The 15,960-nt window shown below is 65.8% G+C and carries 17 protein-coding genes and 1 tRNA gene; 14 read left to right on the top strand and 4 right to left on the bottom strand.

The window, feature by feature from the left end; translation table 11 throughout:
- From B4U45_RS29665 to B4U45_RS27780, 3 genes are all read right to left on the bottom strand, one after another.
- Nucleotides 1-665, bottom strand: a 665-nt coding sequence (locus tag B4U45_RS29665) for a PPE family protein (RefSeq protein WP_244899426.1), incomplete at its 3' end; no start/stop codon positions are given.
- 475 nt (nucleotides 666-1,140) lie between these two features.
- Nucleotides 1,141-2,157, bottom strand: a complete 1,017-nt coding sequence (locus B4U45_RS27775; RefSeq protein WP_075549545.1) for a hypothetical protein — start codon at nucleotides 2,155-2,157, stop codon at nucleotides 1,141-1,143.
- A 29-nt stretch (nucleotides 2,158-2,186) separates the two neighbouring features.
- The gene (locus B4U45_RS27780) at nucleotides 2,187-3,746 is read right to left on the bottom strand and encodes a DHA2 family efflux MFS transporter permease subunit (protein WP_075549544.1); all 1,560 of its coding nucleotides are present in this window, start codon (nucleotides 3,744-3,746) and stop codon (nucleotides 2,187-2,189) included.
- Between the two features lie 179 nt (nucleotides 3,747-3,925).
- On the opposite strand from B4U45_RS27780, the gene B4U45_RS27785 reads away from it, so the two are divergent.
- The 14 genes from B4U45_RS27785 (at nucleotide 3,926) to B4U45_RS27850 (ending at nucleotide 14,646) form a co-directional block, all read left to right on the top strand.
- Nucleotides 3,926-4,789: a ParA family protein gene (locus B4U45_RS27785; RefSeq protein ID WP_075549543.1), complete on the top strand. Its 864-nt coding sequence runs from the start codon at nucleotides 3,926-3,928 to the stop codon at nucleotides 4,787-4,789.
- Nucleotides 4,786-5,628 carry a segregation/condensation protein A gene (locus B4U45_RS27790; protein ID WP_075549542.1) on the top strand — a complete coding sequence of 281 codons (843 nt, stop codon included), beginning with the start codon at nucleotides 4,786-4,788 and terminating at the stop codon, nucleotides 5,626-5,628. Before B4U45_RS27785 ends, B4U45_RS27790 begins: the two co-directional genes overlap by 4 nt.
- 94 nt (nucleotides 5,629-5,722) lie before the next feature.
- Nucleotides 5,723-6,391, top strand: coding sequence for an SMC-Scp complex subunit ScpB (gene scpB, locus B4U45_RS27795; protein WP_089025162.1), 669 nt, complete (start codon nucleotides 5,723-5,725; stop codon nucleotides 6,389-6,391).
- Nucleotides 6,388-7,143, top strand: coding sequence for a pseudouridine synthase (locus tag B4U45_RS27800; RefSeq protein ID WP_089025161.1), 756 nt, complete (start codon nucleotides 6,388-6,390; stop codon nucleotides 7,141-7,143). The genes scpB and B4U45_RS27800 overlap by 4 nt, the downstream gene beginning before the upstream one ends.
- Nucleotides 7,144-7,172: 29 nt before the next feature.
- Complete coding sequence (gene cmk / locus B4U45_RS27805; protein ID WP_075549539.1) at nucleotides 7,173-7,856, top strand: (d)CMP kinase; 684 nt, start codon at nucleotides 7,173-7,175, stop codon at nucleotides 7,854-7,856.
- The gene (gene der / locus B4U45_RS27810) at nucleotides 7,853-9,253 is read left to right on the top strand and encodes a ribosome biogenesis GTPase Der (protein ID WP_083154607.1); all 1,401 of its coding nucleotides are present in this window, start codon (nucleotides 7,853-7,855) and stop codon (nucleotides 9,251-9,253) included. The genes cmk and der overlap by 4 nt, the downstream gene beginning before the upstream one ends.
- A 248-nt stretch (nucleotides 9,254-9,501) precedes the next feature.
- Nucleotides 9,502-10,308: an SDR family NAD(P)-dependent oxidoreductase gene (locus B4U45_RS27815; RefSeq protein WP_089025160.1), complete on the top strand. Its 807-nt coding sequence runs from the start codon at nucleotides 9,502-9,504 to the stop codon at nucleotides 10,306-10,308.
- Entirely contained in the window at nucleotides 10,302-11,219 is a 918-nt protein-coding gene (locus tag B4U45_RS27820) for a 3-hydroxyacyl-CoA dehydrogenase family protein (protein ID WP_075549537.1), read from the top strand. The genes B4U45_RS27815 and B4U45_RS27820 overlap by 7 nt, the downstream gene beginning before the upstream one ends.
- A gap of 2 nt (nucleotides 11,220-11,221) precedes the next feature.
- Complete coding sequence (locus B4U45_RS27825; protein ID WP_075549536.1) at nucleotides 11,222-12,046, top strand: cyclase family protein; 825 nt, start codon at nucleotides 11,222-11,224, stop codon at nucleotides 12,044-12,046.
- A complete protein-coding gene (locus B4U45_RS27830) occupies nucleotides 12,046-12,396 on the top strand; it encodes a beta-D-galactosidase (RefSeq protein WP_075549535.1) in 351 nt (116 codons plus the stop codon). Before B4U45_RS27825 ends, B4U45_RS27830 begins: the two co-directional genes overlap by 1 nt.
- A complete protein-coding gene (locus B4U45_RS27835) occupies nucleotides 12,393-13,214 on the top strand; it encodes a beta-keto acid cleavage family enzyme (RefSeq protein ID WP_075549534.1) in 822 nt (273 codons plus the stop codon). The genes B4U45_RS27830 and B4U45_RS27835 overlap by 4 nt, the downstream gene beginning before the upstream one ends.
- Nucleotides 13,211-13,984 (top strand): IclR family transcriptional regulator, encoded by a 774-nt coding sequence (locus B4U45_RS27840; RefSeq protein WP_075549533.1) that lies wholly within the window; start codon nucleotides 13,211-13,213, stop codon nucleotides 13,982-13,984. The genes B4U45_RS27835 and B4U45_RS27840 overlap by 4 nt, the downstream gene beginning before the upstream one ends.
- A gap of 51 nt (nucleotides 13,985-14,035) precedes the next feature.
- Entirely contained in the window at nucleotides 14,036-14,503 is a 468-nt protein-coding gene (locus tag B4U45_RS27845) for a lipocalin-like domain-containing protein (protein WP_075549579.1), read from the top strand.
- 69 nt (nucleotides 14,504-14,572) lie between these two features.
- Nucleotides 14,573-14,646: transfer RNA gene (locus tag B4U45_RS27850), tRNA-Pro, on the top strand.
- A 119-nt stretch (nucleotides 14,647-14,765) separates the two neighbouring features.
- Here B4U45_RS27850 and B4U45_RS27855 read toward each other — a convergent pair.
- Nucleotides 14,766-15,959 (bottom strand): tyrosine-type recombinase/integrase, encoded by a 1,194-nt coding sequence (locus B4U45_RS27855; protein WP_075549532.1) that lies wholly within the window; start codon nucleotides 15,957-15,959, stop codon nucleotides 14,766-14,768.
- Nucleotide 15,960: the final 1 nt, after the last annotated feature.

The raw sequence follows: 15,960 nt of genomic DNA on the forward strand, positions 1-15,960 counted from the left end.
GCCGCGGCGGCCGGCGCTTCGGCGTTGGCAGCGTTGGACCACAACATCGCTCCGGCGACCTGCAAGCCATTGAGGGTCAGCCCGCCGCCGTCGTAAACGAACGCCTCCGTGATGGCCAAGGCGTTCAGAATCGTGGTCCAGTACTCGAGCAGGGTGTCCCACGGAATCGACGTCGGGTAGGGGTTGGCGGCCTTCGGTGGCGGGGTGAACGGCGTCAATGCCGAGGCGATCGCCGCGGCGGCGGCGTATTCGTGCATGGCGGTGGCGTCTTGAACCCACATCTCGGCGTAGTGGGCTTCGGCCGTCGCGATCGCCGGGGTGTTTTGCCCGAACCAGTTGGTCGCGACCAGCGCCGTCAATAACGCCCTGTTGGCCGTGATCACCGGCGGCGGCACCGTCAGCGCAAACGCCAACTCAAATGCGGCTGCGGCCGCGCCGGCCTGAATTGCGGCCTGTTCGGCAAGTGCCGCTGTGGAACCGAGCCAACTGACAAACGGCAGAACGGAAGCCACCATGGCATCGGCGGCCGTACCGCGCCACGGCAGGGCGGTCAGCTCCAGGATCAGCGAACTGTAAGCAGTAGCCGCGGTCTCCAGATCATCCGCAAGGCGGTTCCACGCCGCCGCGGCGGCCATCAGTGGCCCCGAGCCGGGGCCGCTGTACATCCGCCCGGAATTGATCTCGGGCGGCAACGCCGCGAAATCGGACAGCAGCCCGGGGCCGATGCCGCCGACCACCGGCGGACTTGCGGCAACAGGCAAAATCTGTACGCCGGGCACGGCCTACCGTCCGATCGCGACGGCCGATGCCCGACCGCCGACCCCGCCTGAGCGTGCGGAAGCGACGCGACGAGAGCAATCAACGTCGTTGGCAGAGAAATTGACGGTCATCGACACCACCTAGCGCTTGGGACTGACGCGGCCGGTCGCGACGACGATGTCGGCAAGATGTCGGCAATCAGTGCATTAGTTTGTATCCGCAGTCCCTGTGACGCGCAGGCCGAAGTGAAATTACGGCTTTGTTAAATCCCCCGGTAGGAGTAGTTAACGAAGATTAAAATCACCGCTCGTCTAATGTCTGACCCGCGTGTCGGTTCCCGGCAATTAGCGCTGGTAGCGACCTCTCAGACTTGACAAAACTTCATAAGACTTCTTGATAGGTGCCGCCCGCAACGGCCGGCGCCGCTTGCGGTGGAATCGCCAACCGCTCGCGAAGCTCCACCACCGGTACCTCGGCGTAGCGTCGCCAGTCCCAACTCCCGTAGGTAAGGTCGGCTTTGCACTCCAGGCCGCGCCGAAAAGCATCCATATAGCCGGCGGGATCCAGTGATCCGGTCAGCGCCTCGGACCGAAAGTCAATTTTTATGCCGGCCTGAAACTGCAGGAGCACCAGCAGCAGCGGTGCAAATGGGTTGCGGGCCTTATATCCGACCGTGAACGCTCCGGCAAGAATTTCACCGGCAGGCTCCGTCGAATACGCGGACAAAACGTGAGCCACGTCATGCGAAACAATGAACTCGCCCGTGGTGCCTTTCTCTCCCGGAAACCTCAGGTTGTTCCGGACATAGTGGGCCCACAGTTCGCGTCCGAGCAGGCCCGGTTCGAGGAGGCCCAGCTTGTGATAGGACGCAGCCAGCACCGGATCGGTCGAAAGCCCGAGGTAACCCGACATGTTGTCCCAGAAGCCCTTCAGCACCTGAATGCGGGAGGTGCCATGGCTGCTCATGAGCTTTGCCCTGATTCGCATGGCCCCGATGAATTCGCGCCCGCGGGCAATATCGAGTAGGTCATCGAGGAACCCCTCATGGCAACCGAGCGTCCTCGCGATCTTCAGGCTCGCCTCGACTCTCGGCAGCTGAACGCTCCCGTGGGCGAAAATCGCAGCGGTCATCAGGAACAACGCGCAGCGTTGAGCGACGTCGGATTCGAGCCTGGCCGATATGTCGTCGGCCGGGCGCTCGGCAACCTTTCTCCAGTCGATGTCGTCATCGGCCAGATACCTGCTTGCGGCTTCCAGGAGGCTCTCATCGATTGCTGAGAGGCCGTTGGACTTGGCAACACCGGCCATTGCGGCAATGCTGATTTCCACGTCGCGTTTCGTCGGCAACCGTTGCGGATTCTCGCTGGCGATGTGCGACGGTCCTTCCCGCGAAGTCATCGTGCAAGCATATCCAGACGAGCGGCTGGTTATTTCACACTCTGTGACATCTGACCCGCGGGCTTGCGCGGCAGAAATGCCACCGGGACCAGTGTCAACGCCACCAGCACCACCGCTGCCGCGAACACCACGCTGTATGCATGCGAAAGGTCATGCAGCACATTGCCTTTGAAGTCCGGGTTGAGTGCCTGCGGCGGAATCGACGACGGGTCGACCGGTACCCCGCGCCGGGCCGCATCCTCTTGTAGGTCCGCGATCTTGCGTGCGGCGGCGACGTTTTCGCTGCGATTGAACTGGCTGGTCAGGATCATCGACATCAAGGCCGTTCCCACCGATGCGCCCACCTGCTGATTGACACTGACCAGCGTCGAACCCCGCGCGATGTGATGCGGGGCCAGGGTCTGCACCGCGGCGGCGGAAAGCGGCATCATCGTCAAACCCATGCCCAGGCCCATGATCGACAATCCGATGAGCAGCGTCGGCAGGTACGCCGCTTGTCCGGCCACCCCGTAGGCGAAGATGCCCATGCCCGCCGCGATCAGCGTCACGCCGACCAGCAGGATCTTGCCCGGGCCGCGTTTGTCCATCATGGATCCGGCCAGTGGCATGGTCACCATGGCGCCGATTCCCCTCGGCACCATGCTCATCCCGGCCCCTAATGGCGTCTGGTGCAGCAACTCCTGAAAATAGCTCGGGAATAGCAGTCCGGCGCCGAAAAAGGAGACGGCGAACAGAAACATCGCCGAGTTGGCAAGTGCGACCACGCGGTTAGTGAACAACCGCAGATCGATCAGCGGATGCTCGGCGCGGTAACCGGCATGTAAGACGAACCCGACGATCAACGCCAGACCGAGCGCGGCCGGTATCCACACATGGCGATCGGTCACCGTTCCGCGCGCGGGAATAACCGACACCCCGTACAGGAATGTGGCCAGGCCGGGGGAAAGCAGCAGCATGCCGAGAACGTCGAACGACTCCGACGGTGTCGGCTGATCCCCCGGGAAGACGATTGCCGCAAGCAGCAATGTGACCAGTCCGATCGGCAGGTTGATCCAGAAGATCCATTGCCATCCATAGCTGTCGATCAGCCAGCCGCCCAGCACCGGGCCGAACACGGGGCCGAGCAGCATCGGAATGCCCAAGATGGCCAGCACCCGCCCGAGCCGCCGGGGGCCCGCCTCTCGGGTGAGGATGGTCAGCACCAGCGGCATCAGCATGCCGCCGCCGAGGCCCTGTACCACCCGAAACGCGACCAGCAGAGTGATGTTGGGCGCCATCGCGCACAGCAATGAGCCGAAGGTGAACGCCAGCAACGAGCCCATGAAGGGCCGCTTGGTGCCGAACCGGTCGGCTACCCAACCGGCCAGCGGGATCACCGCTGCCAAAGCAAGGGTGTAGCCGGTCATGGTCCAGGCGACCATGGCTTGAGTGGTGTGGAACGTGGCGACGAAGGTGCGCTGCGCGACGGTGACCACCGTCGTGTCCACGATCGACATCATCGAACCCAGGACACACACCCCGGCGATCCGCAGTAGCCGGGCGTCGAGTTGATCGGCGTGGCTTCGTCGGCCGGTGCTCGTGTCGTCCATAGCAGCTCCCAAGAAATGCGCTTGCCGGAGAAGCATGTCACAGCGCCGCGGTCCTGGGGCTGCCGACGACGGCATAGCTCCCATAGTTGCCCGCGGGTCTCCCGGCGCAGGCGGAGGAAGCCGTTAGACTTTCCTGCGATGCCCATCCTGACGCCCGTCACCCTCAGCCGCGACCGGGTATGACCGACCACCCCGACAGCGGCATCGAAGTCGGCCTGACCGGACGGCCGCCGCGGGCGGTTCCTGACCCGGTGCCGCGGACCGCACACGGGCCGGCCAAGGTGGTGGCGATGTGCAACCAGAAGGGCGGCGTCGGGAAAACCACGTCGACCATCAACCTGGGTGCCGCGTTGGCCGAGTACGGCCGGCGGGTGCTGCTGGTGGACATGGACCCGCAGGGGGCGTTGTCGGCGGGCCTGGGTGTCCCGCACTACGAGCTGGAAAAGACTATCCACAACGTGCTGGTGGAGCCGCGCGTGTCGATCGACGACGTGCTGATTCACACCCGGGTCAAGGACATGGATCTGGTGCCCAGCAATATCGACCTGTCGGCCGCCGAGATCCAGCTGGTCAACGAGGTGGGCCGGGAGCAGACCCTGGGCCGGGCGCTGTACCCGGTGCTGGACCGCTACGACTATGTGCTCATCGACTGCCAGCCATCGTTGGGTCTGCTCACCGTCAACGGGCTGGCCTGCGCGGACGGTGTGGTCATCCCGACCGAGTGTGAGTTCTTCTCGCTGCGCGGCCTGGCGTTGCTGACCGACACTGTCGACAAGGTGCGCGACCGGCTGAACCCCAAGCTGGAGATCAGCGGCATCCTGCTGACCCGGTATGACCCGCGCACCGTCAACGCCCGAGAGGTGATGGCCCGCGTCGTCGAGCGGTTCGGTGACCTAGTGTTCGATACCGTGATCACCCGCACGGTTCGTTTCCCCGAGACCACCGTCGCGGGCGAACCCATCACGACCTGGGCCCCCAAGTCCGGCGGTGCCGTGGCCTATCGTGCCCTGGCTCGCGAGTTCATCGACCGATTCGGCGTGTGAACGACACCGCGAATCCAGACACCGTACCTCAGAACGGCTTTCAGGTCCGGCTGACCAACTTCGAGGGTCCGTTCGATCTGCTGCTGCAGCTGATTTTCGCCCACCGGCTCGATGTCACCGAAGTGGCCCTGCATCAGGTTACCGACGACTTCATCGCCTATACCAAAGCCATTGGCGCCCAGCTGGACCTGGAGGAGACCACGGCGTTTCTGGTGGTCGCCGCGACCTTGCTCGACCTCAAGGCGGCCCGGCTGTTGCCGGCCGGGCAGGTCGACGACGAAGAGGATCTCGCCCTGCTTGAGGTGCGTGATCTGCTGTTCGCCCGGCTGCTGCAATACCGGGCGTTCAAGCACGTCGCGGAGATGTTCGCCGAGCTGGAGGCCACCGCGTTGCGCAGTTACCCGCGCGCGGTGTCATTGGAAGACCGGTTCGCCGGCCTGTTGCCCGAAGTGATGCTGGGTGTCGACGCGGAGCGCTTCGCCGAGATCGCCGCGGTCGCCCTGACTCCCCGGCCGGCTCCCACGGTGGCGACCGCACACCTGCACGAGCAGACCGTCTCGGTCGCCGAGCAGGCCCAACACCTACTCGCGATGCTGCAAGCGCGCGGCGGTGGCCAATGGGCCACATTTTCTGAGCTGGTCGCCGACTGTCAGGCGCCGATCGAGGTGGTGGGGCGCTTCCTGGCGCTGCTCGAACTGTATCGGTCCCGGGCGGTAGCATTCGACCAGTCAGAGCCCCTAGGGGTGCTCCAGGTTTCGTGGACCGGGGAACAGCCGACCGGGGGGCACCGCCCGGTTGCGGGGGACGAAGCTGTGGTGGAAGCGCGAGACCAACGATGACCCGCGCCGGCAACGATGTGACGATGCGGCGGGATGAGATGCGGAGGAGCGGCGCGTGACTGACGATGCTCCCGACCCCTACCTCGGGTATGCCATGTCATCGGGCATCCCGGATATCGCTGAGCCCACCGAGATGGATCCCGACGAACTCGGACGGGTGTTAGAGGCGCTGCTGCTGGTCGTCGACACCCCGGTGACCGCCGAGGCGCTGGCCACGGCCACCGAACAACCGGTCTATCGGGTCGCGGCGAAACTGCGGTTGATGGCCGACGAACTCGCCGAACGCGATAGTGGCATCGATTTGCGACACAGCGGTGAAGGCTGGCGGTTGTACACCCGCGCCCGATTCGCGCCTTACGTCGAGAAGCTGCTTCTGGACGGAGCGCGGACCAAGCTCACCCGCGCCGCGCTGGAAACCCTTGCGGTCGTGGCTTACCGTCAACCGGTGACGCGTGCGCGGGTGAGTGCGGTTCGCGGGGTCAACGTGGACGCCGTGATGCGTACTTTGCTGGCGCGCGGCCTGATCACCGAGGTCGGTACCGACGAGGACACCGGTGCGGTGACATTCGCCACCAGCGACTTGTTCTTGGAGCGTTTGGGTTTGACGTCATTGTCCGAGCTGCCCGATCTCGCGCCGCTGCTTCCCGACGTCGACACGATCGATGACCTGAGTGCCTCTCTGGATAGCGAGCCGCGTTTCATCAAACTCGCCGGCGGCCAGCCATCCGACCAGACGCTGACATTCGACGTGGACAACGACTGATGGTTGAGCTGGAGCAGTCGCCGGGCATTCGATTGCAAAAGGTGTTGTCCCAGGCCGGAATTGCGTCCCGGCGGGCTGCCGAGAAGATGATCATCGACGGCCGTGTCGAGGTCGACGGGAAACTGGTGACCGAGCTGGGTACCCGGGTGGACCCGGACGTCTCGGTGATCCGCGTCGACGGGGCCCGGGTGGTGGTCGACGAGTCGTTGGTCTACCTGGCGCTGAACAAGCCGCGGGGGATGCACTCGACCATGTCCGACGACCGCGGCCGGCCGTGTATCGGCGACCTGATCGAGCGAAAGGTCCGGGGCAACAAGAATCTTTTTCATGTCGGGCGGCTCGACGCAGACACCGAAGGACTGATTCTGCTGACCAACGACGGCGAGCTGGCGCACCGGTTGATGCATCCCTCACACCAGGTGCCCAAGACCTATCTGGCCACGGTGGCCGGGACGGTGCCGCGGGGGCTGGGCAAAAAGCTCAGGGCGGGAATCGAATTGGACGACGGGCTCGCCCGGGTGGATGGTTTCGCGGTGGTGGACGCGATCCCGGGCAAGACGTTGGTGCGGGTGACGCTGCATGAAGGACGTAATCGAATCGTGCGCCGGCTGCTGGCGGCGGCGGGGTTTCCGGTGGAGGCATTGGTGCGCACCGATATCGGCCCGGTGACACTGGGCAAGCAGCGCCCGGGCAGTGTGCGGGCGTTGGGTCGCGACGAGGTCGGACAGCTGTACAAAGCGGTGGGCCTGTGAGTGATGCAAGCCAAGCGGGTCGTCGGCCTGTGGCGGCGGCGGTCATTGCCATCGACGGTCCGGCCGGGACTGGAAAGTCTTCTGTTTCAAGGGGATTGGCTCATAGGCTGAGGGCTCGCTTTCTGGATACCGGGGCGATGTACCGGATAGTGACGCTGGCGGTGCTGCGCGCCGGAATCGATCCGGCAGACGCGCAGGCGGTCGGGGACTGTGCGTCGGCCGCGCAGTTGTCGGTTGGCTATAGCCCGCACGCGAGCAGCTTTTACCTTTCCGGAGAAGACGTTTCGGCGGAGATCCGGGGAGATGATGTCACCCGGGCGGTGTCGGCGGTGTCGGCGGTGCCTGCGGTGCGTGAGCGACTGGTCGAGCTGCAACGTGCCATGGCCGAGGGGCCGGGCCGCATCGTTGTGGAGGGCCGCGACATCGGGACCGTGGTGTTTCCCGATGCGCCGGTAAAGATCTTTCTGACCGCGTCGGCCGAAACCCGCGCCCGGCGCCGCAACGACCAAAATGTCGCGGTCGGGCTGGCAGACGACTACGACGCGGTGCTCGCCGACGTGCGCCGGCGCGACCATCTGGACTCCACCCGCGCGGTGTCGCCGCTGCGAGCGGCGGCTGATGCGATCGTCGTCGACACCAGCGATATGACGGAGGCCCAAGTCGTCGATCATCTCGTGGAGTTGGTGACGCAGCATAGCGGAGCCCTGCGGTGACCCACGACGGCACCTGGTCCGACGAAAGCGATTGGGAGCTCGACGATTCGGATCTGACCGAGCTGTCGGAGTCGGCGCCCGCGCCGGTCGTGGCGATCGTGGGCCGGCCCAACGTCGGCAAATCGACCTTGGTCAATCGGATCTTGGGCCGGCGTGAAGCGGTGGTACAAGACGTTCCGGGCGTGACGCGTGACCGCGTGTCCTACGACGCGCTGTGGAGTGGACGGCGGTTCGTGGTCCAAGACACCGGGGGATGGGAGCCGGACGCCAAAGGGCTGCAGCAACTGGTGGCCGAGCAGGCGTCGGTGGCGATGCGCACCGCCGATGCGGTGATTCTGGTGGTCGATGCCAGTGTCGGCGCCACCACTGCCGACCAGGACGCCGCTCGCAGCCTGCTCCGCTCGGGTAAGCCAGTCTTCCTGGCCGCCAACAAGGTTGACAATGAGAAGGGCGAAGCCGACGCGGCCGCGCTGTGGTCGCTGGGACTTGGCGAGCCGCATGCGGTCAGCGCGATGCACGGTCGGGGTGTGGCCGATCTGCTCGACCAGGTGTTGGCCGCGCTGCCCGAAGTGGGGGAATCGGCCTCGGCCGGCGGCGGCCCGCGGCGGGTGGCCCTCGTCGGCAAACCCAACGTCGGCAAGAGTTCCTTGCTGAACAAGCTGGCCGGCGATCAGCGGTCGGTGGTGCACGAGGTCGCGGGGACGACGGTCGATCCGGTGGATTCGCTGATCGAGATGGGCGGCAAGGTGTGGCGTTTCGTCGACACCGCGGGCCTGCGCCGCAAGGTCGGCCAGGCCAGCGGACACGAGTTCTATGCGTCGGTGCGCACCCACGCGGCCATCGATTCCGCCGAGGTGGCGATCGTGCTGGTCGACGCGTCACAGCCGCTGACCGAACAGGATCAGCGGGTGCTGTCGATGGTCATCGAGGCCGGACGGGCGCTGGTGTTGGCCTTCAACAAGTGGGATCTGGTCGATGAGGACCGGCGCGAGCTGCTGGAGCGGGAGATCGACCGCGAACTGGTGCAGGTGCGCTGGGCGCAGCGAGTCAACATCTCGGCCAAGACGGGTCGGGCGGTGCAGAAGCTGGTGCCGGCGCTTCAGAGCGCGCTGGCGTCGTGGGACACGAGGATAGCGACCGGCCCGCTGAACGCCTGGCTAAAGGAAGTGGTGGCCGCGACGCCGCCCCCGGTGCGCGGCGGCCGACAACCCCGCATCCTGTTCGCCACCCAGGCCACCGCGCGGCCGCCGACGTTCGTGCTGTTCACCACCGGTTTTCTGGAGGCCGGCTACCGGCGGTTCCTGGAGCGGCGGCTGCGCGAGACATTCGGCTTCGAGGGCAGTCCGATCCGGATCAACGTGCGAGTGCGCGAAAAGCGGGGCGTCAAGCGCCGCTGAGCGAAACAACCAGCGTATCCCCATCGCGGCAGCTGAGTTCGCTAACCGGCGTCTTTGACGAGCCGTCGCTAGGGTGCCGTGCGATCCACGGACCGCCGCAACCCATCCGGTCGACGCTGACGCTAAATCCCGCAATACGGACACAGCGGCCTACATCACAGGAGTACCTGTTTGACGCCCTCGCGGCAACCCCATACGATCTCTCGCATAACGGGTTAATAAACCCGCATTGCAGGAAAAGGTGAGAGATGGTGACGATGGCACAGCAAGCGCCAAATCCGGGCTTGACGCGGTTCAGCGTGCAAGACAAGTCCATACTGATCACGGGCGCCACCGGTTCGCTGGGCCGCGTCGCCGCCCGTGCATTAGCGGACGCGGGCGCTCGGCTGACCCTGACCGGCGGCAACGCCGCCGGGCTGGCCGAGTTGGTCGACGACGCCGGCATCGACGACGCGTTGGTGGTCGAGCGTCGGCCCCAGACTCCGGCCGACGCCCAGGCCATGGTGGCTGCGGCCATTGCCCACCATGGCCGCCTCGACGGCGTTCTGGTGGCGTCGGGCATGAACCATGTCGCGCCGATCACCGAGATGGCCGTCGAGGACTTCGACAAGGTGATGGATGCGAATCTGCGGGGCGCTTGGCTGGTCTGCCAAGCGGCCGGGCGGGTGCTGCTCGAGCAGGGCGACGGCGGCAGCATCGTGCTGGTCTCATCGGTCCGCGGAGCGCTGGGTCACCCCGCCGGCTACAGCGCCTACTGCCCGTCGAAAGCGGGCACCGATCTGCTGGCCAAATCCCTGGCGGCCGAATGGGGTGCTGACGGAATCCGGGTAAACGCCCTTGCGCCAACGGTTTTTCGGTCCGAGCTGACCGAGTGGATGTACGCCGACGACGAGAGGGGACGCGCCACCCGCGAGGCGATGTTCGCCCGGATCCCATTGCGCCGCTTCGCCGAACCCGAAGACTTCGTCGGCGCGCTGATCTATCTGCTCAGCGACGCGTCAAGCTTCTACACCGGCCAGGTGATGTATCTGGACGGCGGATATACCGCATGCTGACGTCTCACGGGTTCTCTCGGGCCACCGTCGTCGGCGCCGGTTTGATGGGCCGGCGCATCGCCGGCGTGCTAGCCTCGGCGGGGCTCGAGGTCGCCATCACCGACACCAACGCCGAAATCCTCGATGCCGCAGCGGCGGAAGCCGCCGAAGTGACCGGCGCGGAACGCGGATCGGTTACCCCCACCGGTGATCTGGCCGCGGCGGTGCACCACACCGACCTGGTGGTCGAGGCGATCGTCGAGAACCTGGCCGTCAAACAGGAACTCTTCCAACGCCTGGCGGGCCTGGCCCCACATGCGGTGCTGGCCACCAACACGTCCGTCCTGCCGATCGGGGCGGTCACCGAGCGGGTCGACGACGGCAGCCGAGTAATCGGTACGCACTTCTGGAATCCGCCCGACCTCATTCCCGTCGTCGAGGTGGTGCCCAGCGATCGAACCGCGCCGGACACGGTGGAACGCATCGCGGCGCTGCTGACCGAGGCCGGCAAGATGCCGGTGCGGGTCGGACGCGACGTCCCCGGATTCATCGGCAACCGGCTTCAGCATGCGTTGTGGCGTGAGGCGATGGCGCTGGTCGCTGAGGGCGTCTGCGACGCCGAGACGGTAGATCTAGTGGTGCGCAACACCATTGGGCTGCGGCTGGCCACCCTGGGCCCGCTGGAAAATGCCGACTACATCGGCCTCGACCTCACCCTGGCCATCCACGACGCGGTTATCCCCAGCCTCAACAGTGACCCGCATCCCAGTCCGCTGCTGCGCCAACTGGTCGCCGAGGGACAACTCGGGGCGCGCACCGGACACGGGTTCCTCGACTGGCCCGCGGGCGCCCGCGAGCGCACCGCGGCACGACTTTCCCAGCACATCAGTGCCCAACTTGACCAAGACCCACATCGGAAAGGAAGTAAATAGCCATGACTTTCACGTGGCCCCTCGGTGAGGCCGAGTCCAAGCTGGAGCTCTACGACCTGTCACACCCGTGGGGACACGGGGTGCCGGCCTGGCCGTATTTCGAAGACGTCAAGATCGAACGGCTGCACGGCATGGCCAAAAGCCGGGTGCTGACCCAAAAGATCACCACCGTCATGCATTCCGGCACCCACATCGACGCGCCGGCCCATGTGGTGGAGGGAACGCCGTTCTTGGACGAGATCCCGTTGAGTGCCTTCTTCGGCACCGGGGTGGTGGTGTCGATCCCCAAGACCAAGTGGGGTGTGGTTACCGCGGAGGATCTGGAGCGGGCCAGCCCGGAAATCCGGCGCGGTGACATCGTCATCGTCAACACCGGCTGGCACCACAAATACGCCGACAGCGCCGAGTACTACGCCTACTCGCCGGGCTTCTACAAGGAAGCGGGGGAGTGGTTTGCGGCCAAGGGCGTCAAGGCGGTCGGCACCGACACCCAGGCGCTGGACCATCCGCTGGCCACAGCGATCGCACCGCATGGCCCCGCGGAAGCCCAAGGCGGCCTATTACCTTGGGCGGTAAGCGAATACGAACAGCAGACCGGTCGCAAGGTACTCGACGACTTCCCGGAGTGGGAGCCCTGCCACCGTGCGATCCTGTCGAAGGGCATCTACGGTTTCGAAAACGTCGGCGGCGACCTGGACAAGGTCACCGGCAAGCGTGTCACCTTCGCCGCCTTCCCCTGGCGCTGGGTGGGTGGCGACGGCTGCATCGTTCGGCTGGTCGCGATCGTCGACCCCACCGGGAGCTACCGCATCGAGACGGGGGCCTGATGAACGTGACCCGGGTGTCGCAAGCGCCGGAATACACTGCCGCGCTGCACCGTGACGTGCTCACGGTGCGGCTGCAGGGCCACGAAGCCGGACACACCGACCGGTTCTGGGTGGGGCTGTCCACCTACCAGCCGGGCGGGATCGCCGAAAAGGCCGCAGCCCGAGAGGAAACCGTCTACGTGGTGATCGACGGCGAGCTGGTCGTCACCGCCGACGGAACCGAAACGGTCTTGGGCCGGTTCGACAGTGTGCATTTCGCCAAAGGTGAGGTGCGGTCGCTGGAAAACCGTTCCGGGCGTGCGGCGGTGCTGCTGGTGGCCATCGCTCATCCGCAGGAGGTAGCGGCGTGAGCGTCGTCATCACCGTCGCACCCACCGGGCCCATCGCAACCAAGGCCGACAACGCCGCGCTGCCGACCACCCCGGAGGAAATCGCGACCGCGGTCGACCAGGCCTATCACGCCGGAGCCGCTGTGGCGCACATCCATCTGCGCGACGAAAACGAAAGACCCACAGCAGATCTCGCTATCGCGCGGCGGGCCATGGACCTGATCGGCGAGCGTTGCCCGATCCTGATCCAGCTGTCGACCGGAGTCGGACTGTCGGTGCCGTTCGAGGAGCGGGAAAAGCTGGTGGAATTGCGGCCGCGGATGGCCACCCTCAACCCGTGCTCGATGAGTTTCGGTGCTAGCGAATTCCGTAACCCGCCGGATGCCGTCCGTCGATTGGCGGCACGGATGCGCGAGTTGGACATCAAACCGGAACTGGAAATCTATGACACCGGGCATCTGGAGGCCTGCCTGCGATTGCGGGAAGAAGGCCTGCTGGCCGAACCTTTGCAGTTCAGCATCGTCCTCGGGGTGCGCGGCGGAATGGTCGCCACCGCCGATAACCTGCTGACGATGGTGCGCCGGCTTCCTCCCGATGCGATCTGGCAAGTCATCGCGATCGGCCGGGCCAACCTGGAATTGACCGCGATGGGCCTGGCCCTGGGCGGTAATGCGCGAGTGGGCCTGGAGGACACCTTGTACTTGCGTAAGGGTGAGCTGGCGCCAAGCAACCTGGCGCTGGTGACGCGCACCATGCGTCTGGTCCAGGCTCTGGATTTGCCCGTCGCCTCCGTTGAAGAAGCCGAGGCGTTGCTGCGCCTGCCCGGAGTTCGGCGATGAGCGCCAAGGCCGAAGACAGCGACGTCCGCAGCGGTGGCATCCAGGTGATTGCCCGCGCGGCGGAGATATTGCGGGTGCTGCAAGCTCACCCCGGCGGGCTCAGCCAAGTCGAGATCGGGGAGCGGGTCGCAATGGCCCGGTCCACCGTGAGCCGGATCCTCAACGCATTGGAGGACGAGGGTCTGGTGGCCTCGCGCGGGGCGCGGGGACCCTACCGGCTGGGGCCCGAGATTGCGCGCATGGCCAGCACCGTGCGGCTCAGCGTGGTGGCCGACTTGCACCCGTTCCTGACGCAGTTGTCGCGGGAACTCGACGAGACGGTGGACTTGTCGATTCTGGACGGGGATCGCGCCGATTTCATCGACCAGGTGGTTCCGCCGCGGCGGTTGCGCGCGGTGAGCGCGGTGGGCGAGTCCTTTCCGCTGTACTGCTGCGCCAACGGCAAGGCGCTGCTGGCGACACTGCCGCCGGAACGGCAGGCACAGGCGCTGCCCAGTCGGCTGCTGCCGTTGACTGCCAACACCATCACCGATCGGGCAGCGCTGCGCGAGGAGCTCGCCCAGATCAGCCGCGACGGCATCGCCTATGACCGGGAGGAGCAGACCGATGGCATTTGCGCGGTCGGCACGGTGCTGCATGGCGTGACCGATCAGGTGGTGGCCGTCAGCGTGCCGGTGCCGGCGCAGCGGTTCTACGGCCGCGAGGAAGAGCTGGCCCAGGCATTACGGGCGTGGGTGGCGAAAGTGAACAGCTGGTTCGAAGCATCATGAGGAGCATTGGAATGGTTGGAAATGGTTGGAAATGGTTGGAAATGGTTGGAAATGGTAAAAGCATTGCGTGACAAGCTGGTTGGAGCCTGGGAGCTGGTGTCCTACGTCGAGCGGGACAGTCTCGACGGCCCGGTGCGATACCCCCACGGCGCGGATGCGCAGGGTTTGATCATCTACACCCCGGACGGGTACATGTCGGCGCAGATCCAGTCATCCGGGCGACCCGACTACGACCGGCCCGTGGCCGGCGGCGGCACCACCGAGCAGGCGGCGGCCGCGGCGCTGGGGTATCTGGCCTACAGCGGACGGTACTTCGTCGACGAGGCCACGGGCGATATCCGTCACGAGGCGAAGCTGTCCCTGGTTCCCAACTACCTGGGCCAGTTTCATCTGCGGCACAGCGACCTCGACGGCGACAAGCTGACCCTGTCATCGGAATTGACCTTGCCCGACGGGCGGACGGTGTACTCGTCTCTGGTGTGGAAGCGTGCCGAGCGGGCCGGGTCGCAGGTGGCCTAAGGGGGTGGCTGGGGTTGGGGCTCGGTTGCGGTAGGCTTTCGACCTGCCGCCGCGTCGTTTCGGCGGCAGCGGGCTGTGGCGCAGTTTGGTAGCGCACTTGACTGGGGGTCAAGTGGTCGCAGGTTCAAATCCTGTCAGCCCGACAAGAGGAAAGTGCGGTGACCTGCTGCGATGCCGCGGTCGACAGAACGCGACGCGGGCCGCTGGGGACCATTTGGGGACCAGTAGCGCAACGGGTAGCGCAACGGGCTCGAAAGAGTGTTCACAGCCCGAGCGCTCCGCTCCAACCGTCGACTGCACTACGGGCCGCTTGCTCGGACGTGTGCCCGTATATGTCGCCTGTGATTGCGATGGAGGAATGGCCGAGCAGGTCGGCTACAGCCCTGATGTGAACGCCGCACTCAAGCCATGCAACCGCAACGCTGTGACGCAGGGTATGCACCCCGACACCCTCGACGCCGGCAGCCTTAGCCGCAGCCTCGACGACCCGCAGCAGGTTCCGGGGTTCGACCGGCCCGCCGAACTCATTGGTGAACACCAGGCCGCTGTCCCGCCATTGGTTCCCCGCCCGCAGCTTCTCGGCGGCCTGGGCGGCCTTGTGTTTCCGCAGCATCGCCACCAGGGCGGGGGAGAGCGGCACTGTGCGCCGCGAGCGCTCCGTTTTCGGTTCGGAGCTGTCCAGCCGTTTGCCGACCCGGCCGAGCGTCTTGCGGACCTTCAACCAGCCTTCGTCAAGGTTCACGACGCCGCGGTCCCACGACAGCGCCAACGCCTCGCCACGACGCAAGCCGGTGGCCGCGATGAGCGCCAGCGCCGCGTAGTAGCGCGACCCCTCAGCGGCCTTGAGCACTGCGGCGACATCGCCCGCGGCCAAGTGCCTAGCCTCGTGGCGCTCGACCCCTGGGCGCGCGACCAGTGTCGCGGGATTGCGCGCTATCAACCCGTCACGCACCGCACCGTCAAGCCCGGCCCGCAACACCGTGTACACCTGCCGGACAGTCGAGTCGGCGAACGCCCGTCGCGGTTCGCCGCCCTCAGTCGCGGCGGGCTTAGTCTCAGCTTTCATCGCCAACACCATCGCGTCGATATGGCTGGCCTTGAGCTGGTCGAGTCGGATAGCGCCGAATGGTGCTGCTTCTAGGTGCTTCTGGGACAGGCGCGCGTACAGCTCGCGGGTCGATTCCTTGCGGTCGGACGCGGCTAGGCCCGTTGCCCGCCAGTACGCCAACCACTCACCAATGGTTTGCTTGGAGTCGCGCACCGGGGCGCCAGCGTCCAGCCGTTCCCGCGCCTTGTCCAGCTTGTCCTTGACGATTTTCCGCGTACGGCCATACGCGACATAGCGTTTCGTCTGCCCGTTCTCGTCTCTGTACGACAGAGCACCCTTGTATCCGGCAGGCTTGCCGTTCTTTTTCCACGGGTAGATGCTGCCTTCGCCGTTCGCGTTTCGTGCCATC

It is taken from the genome of Mycobacterium persicum, from assembly GCF_002086915.1.
GTDB classification, from domain to species: Bacteria; Actinomycetota; Actinomycetes; order Mycobacteriales; family Mycobacteriaceae; genus Mycobacterium; species Mycobacterium persicum.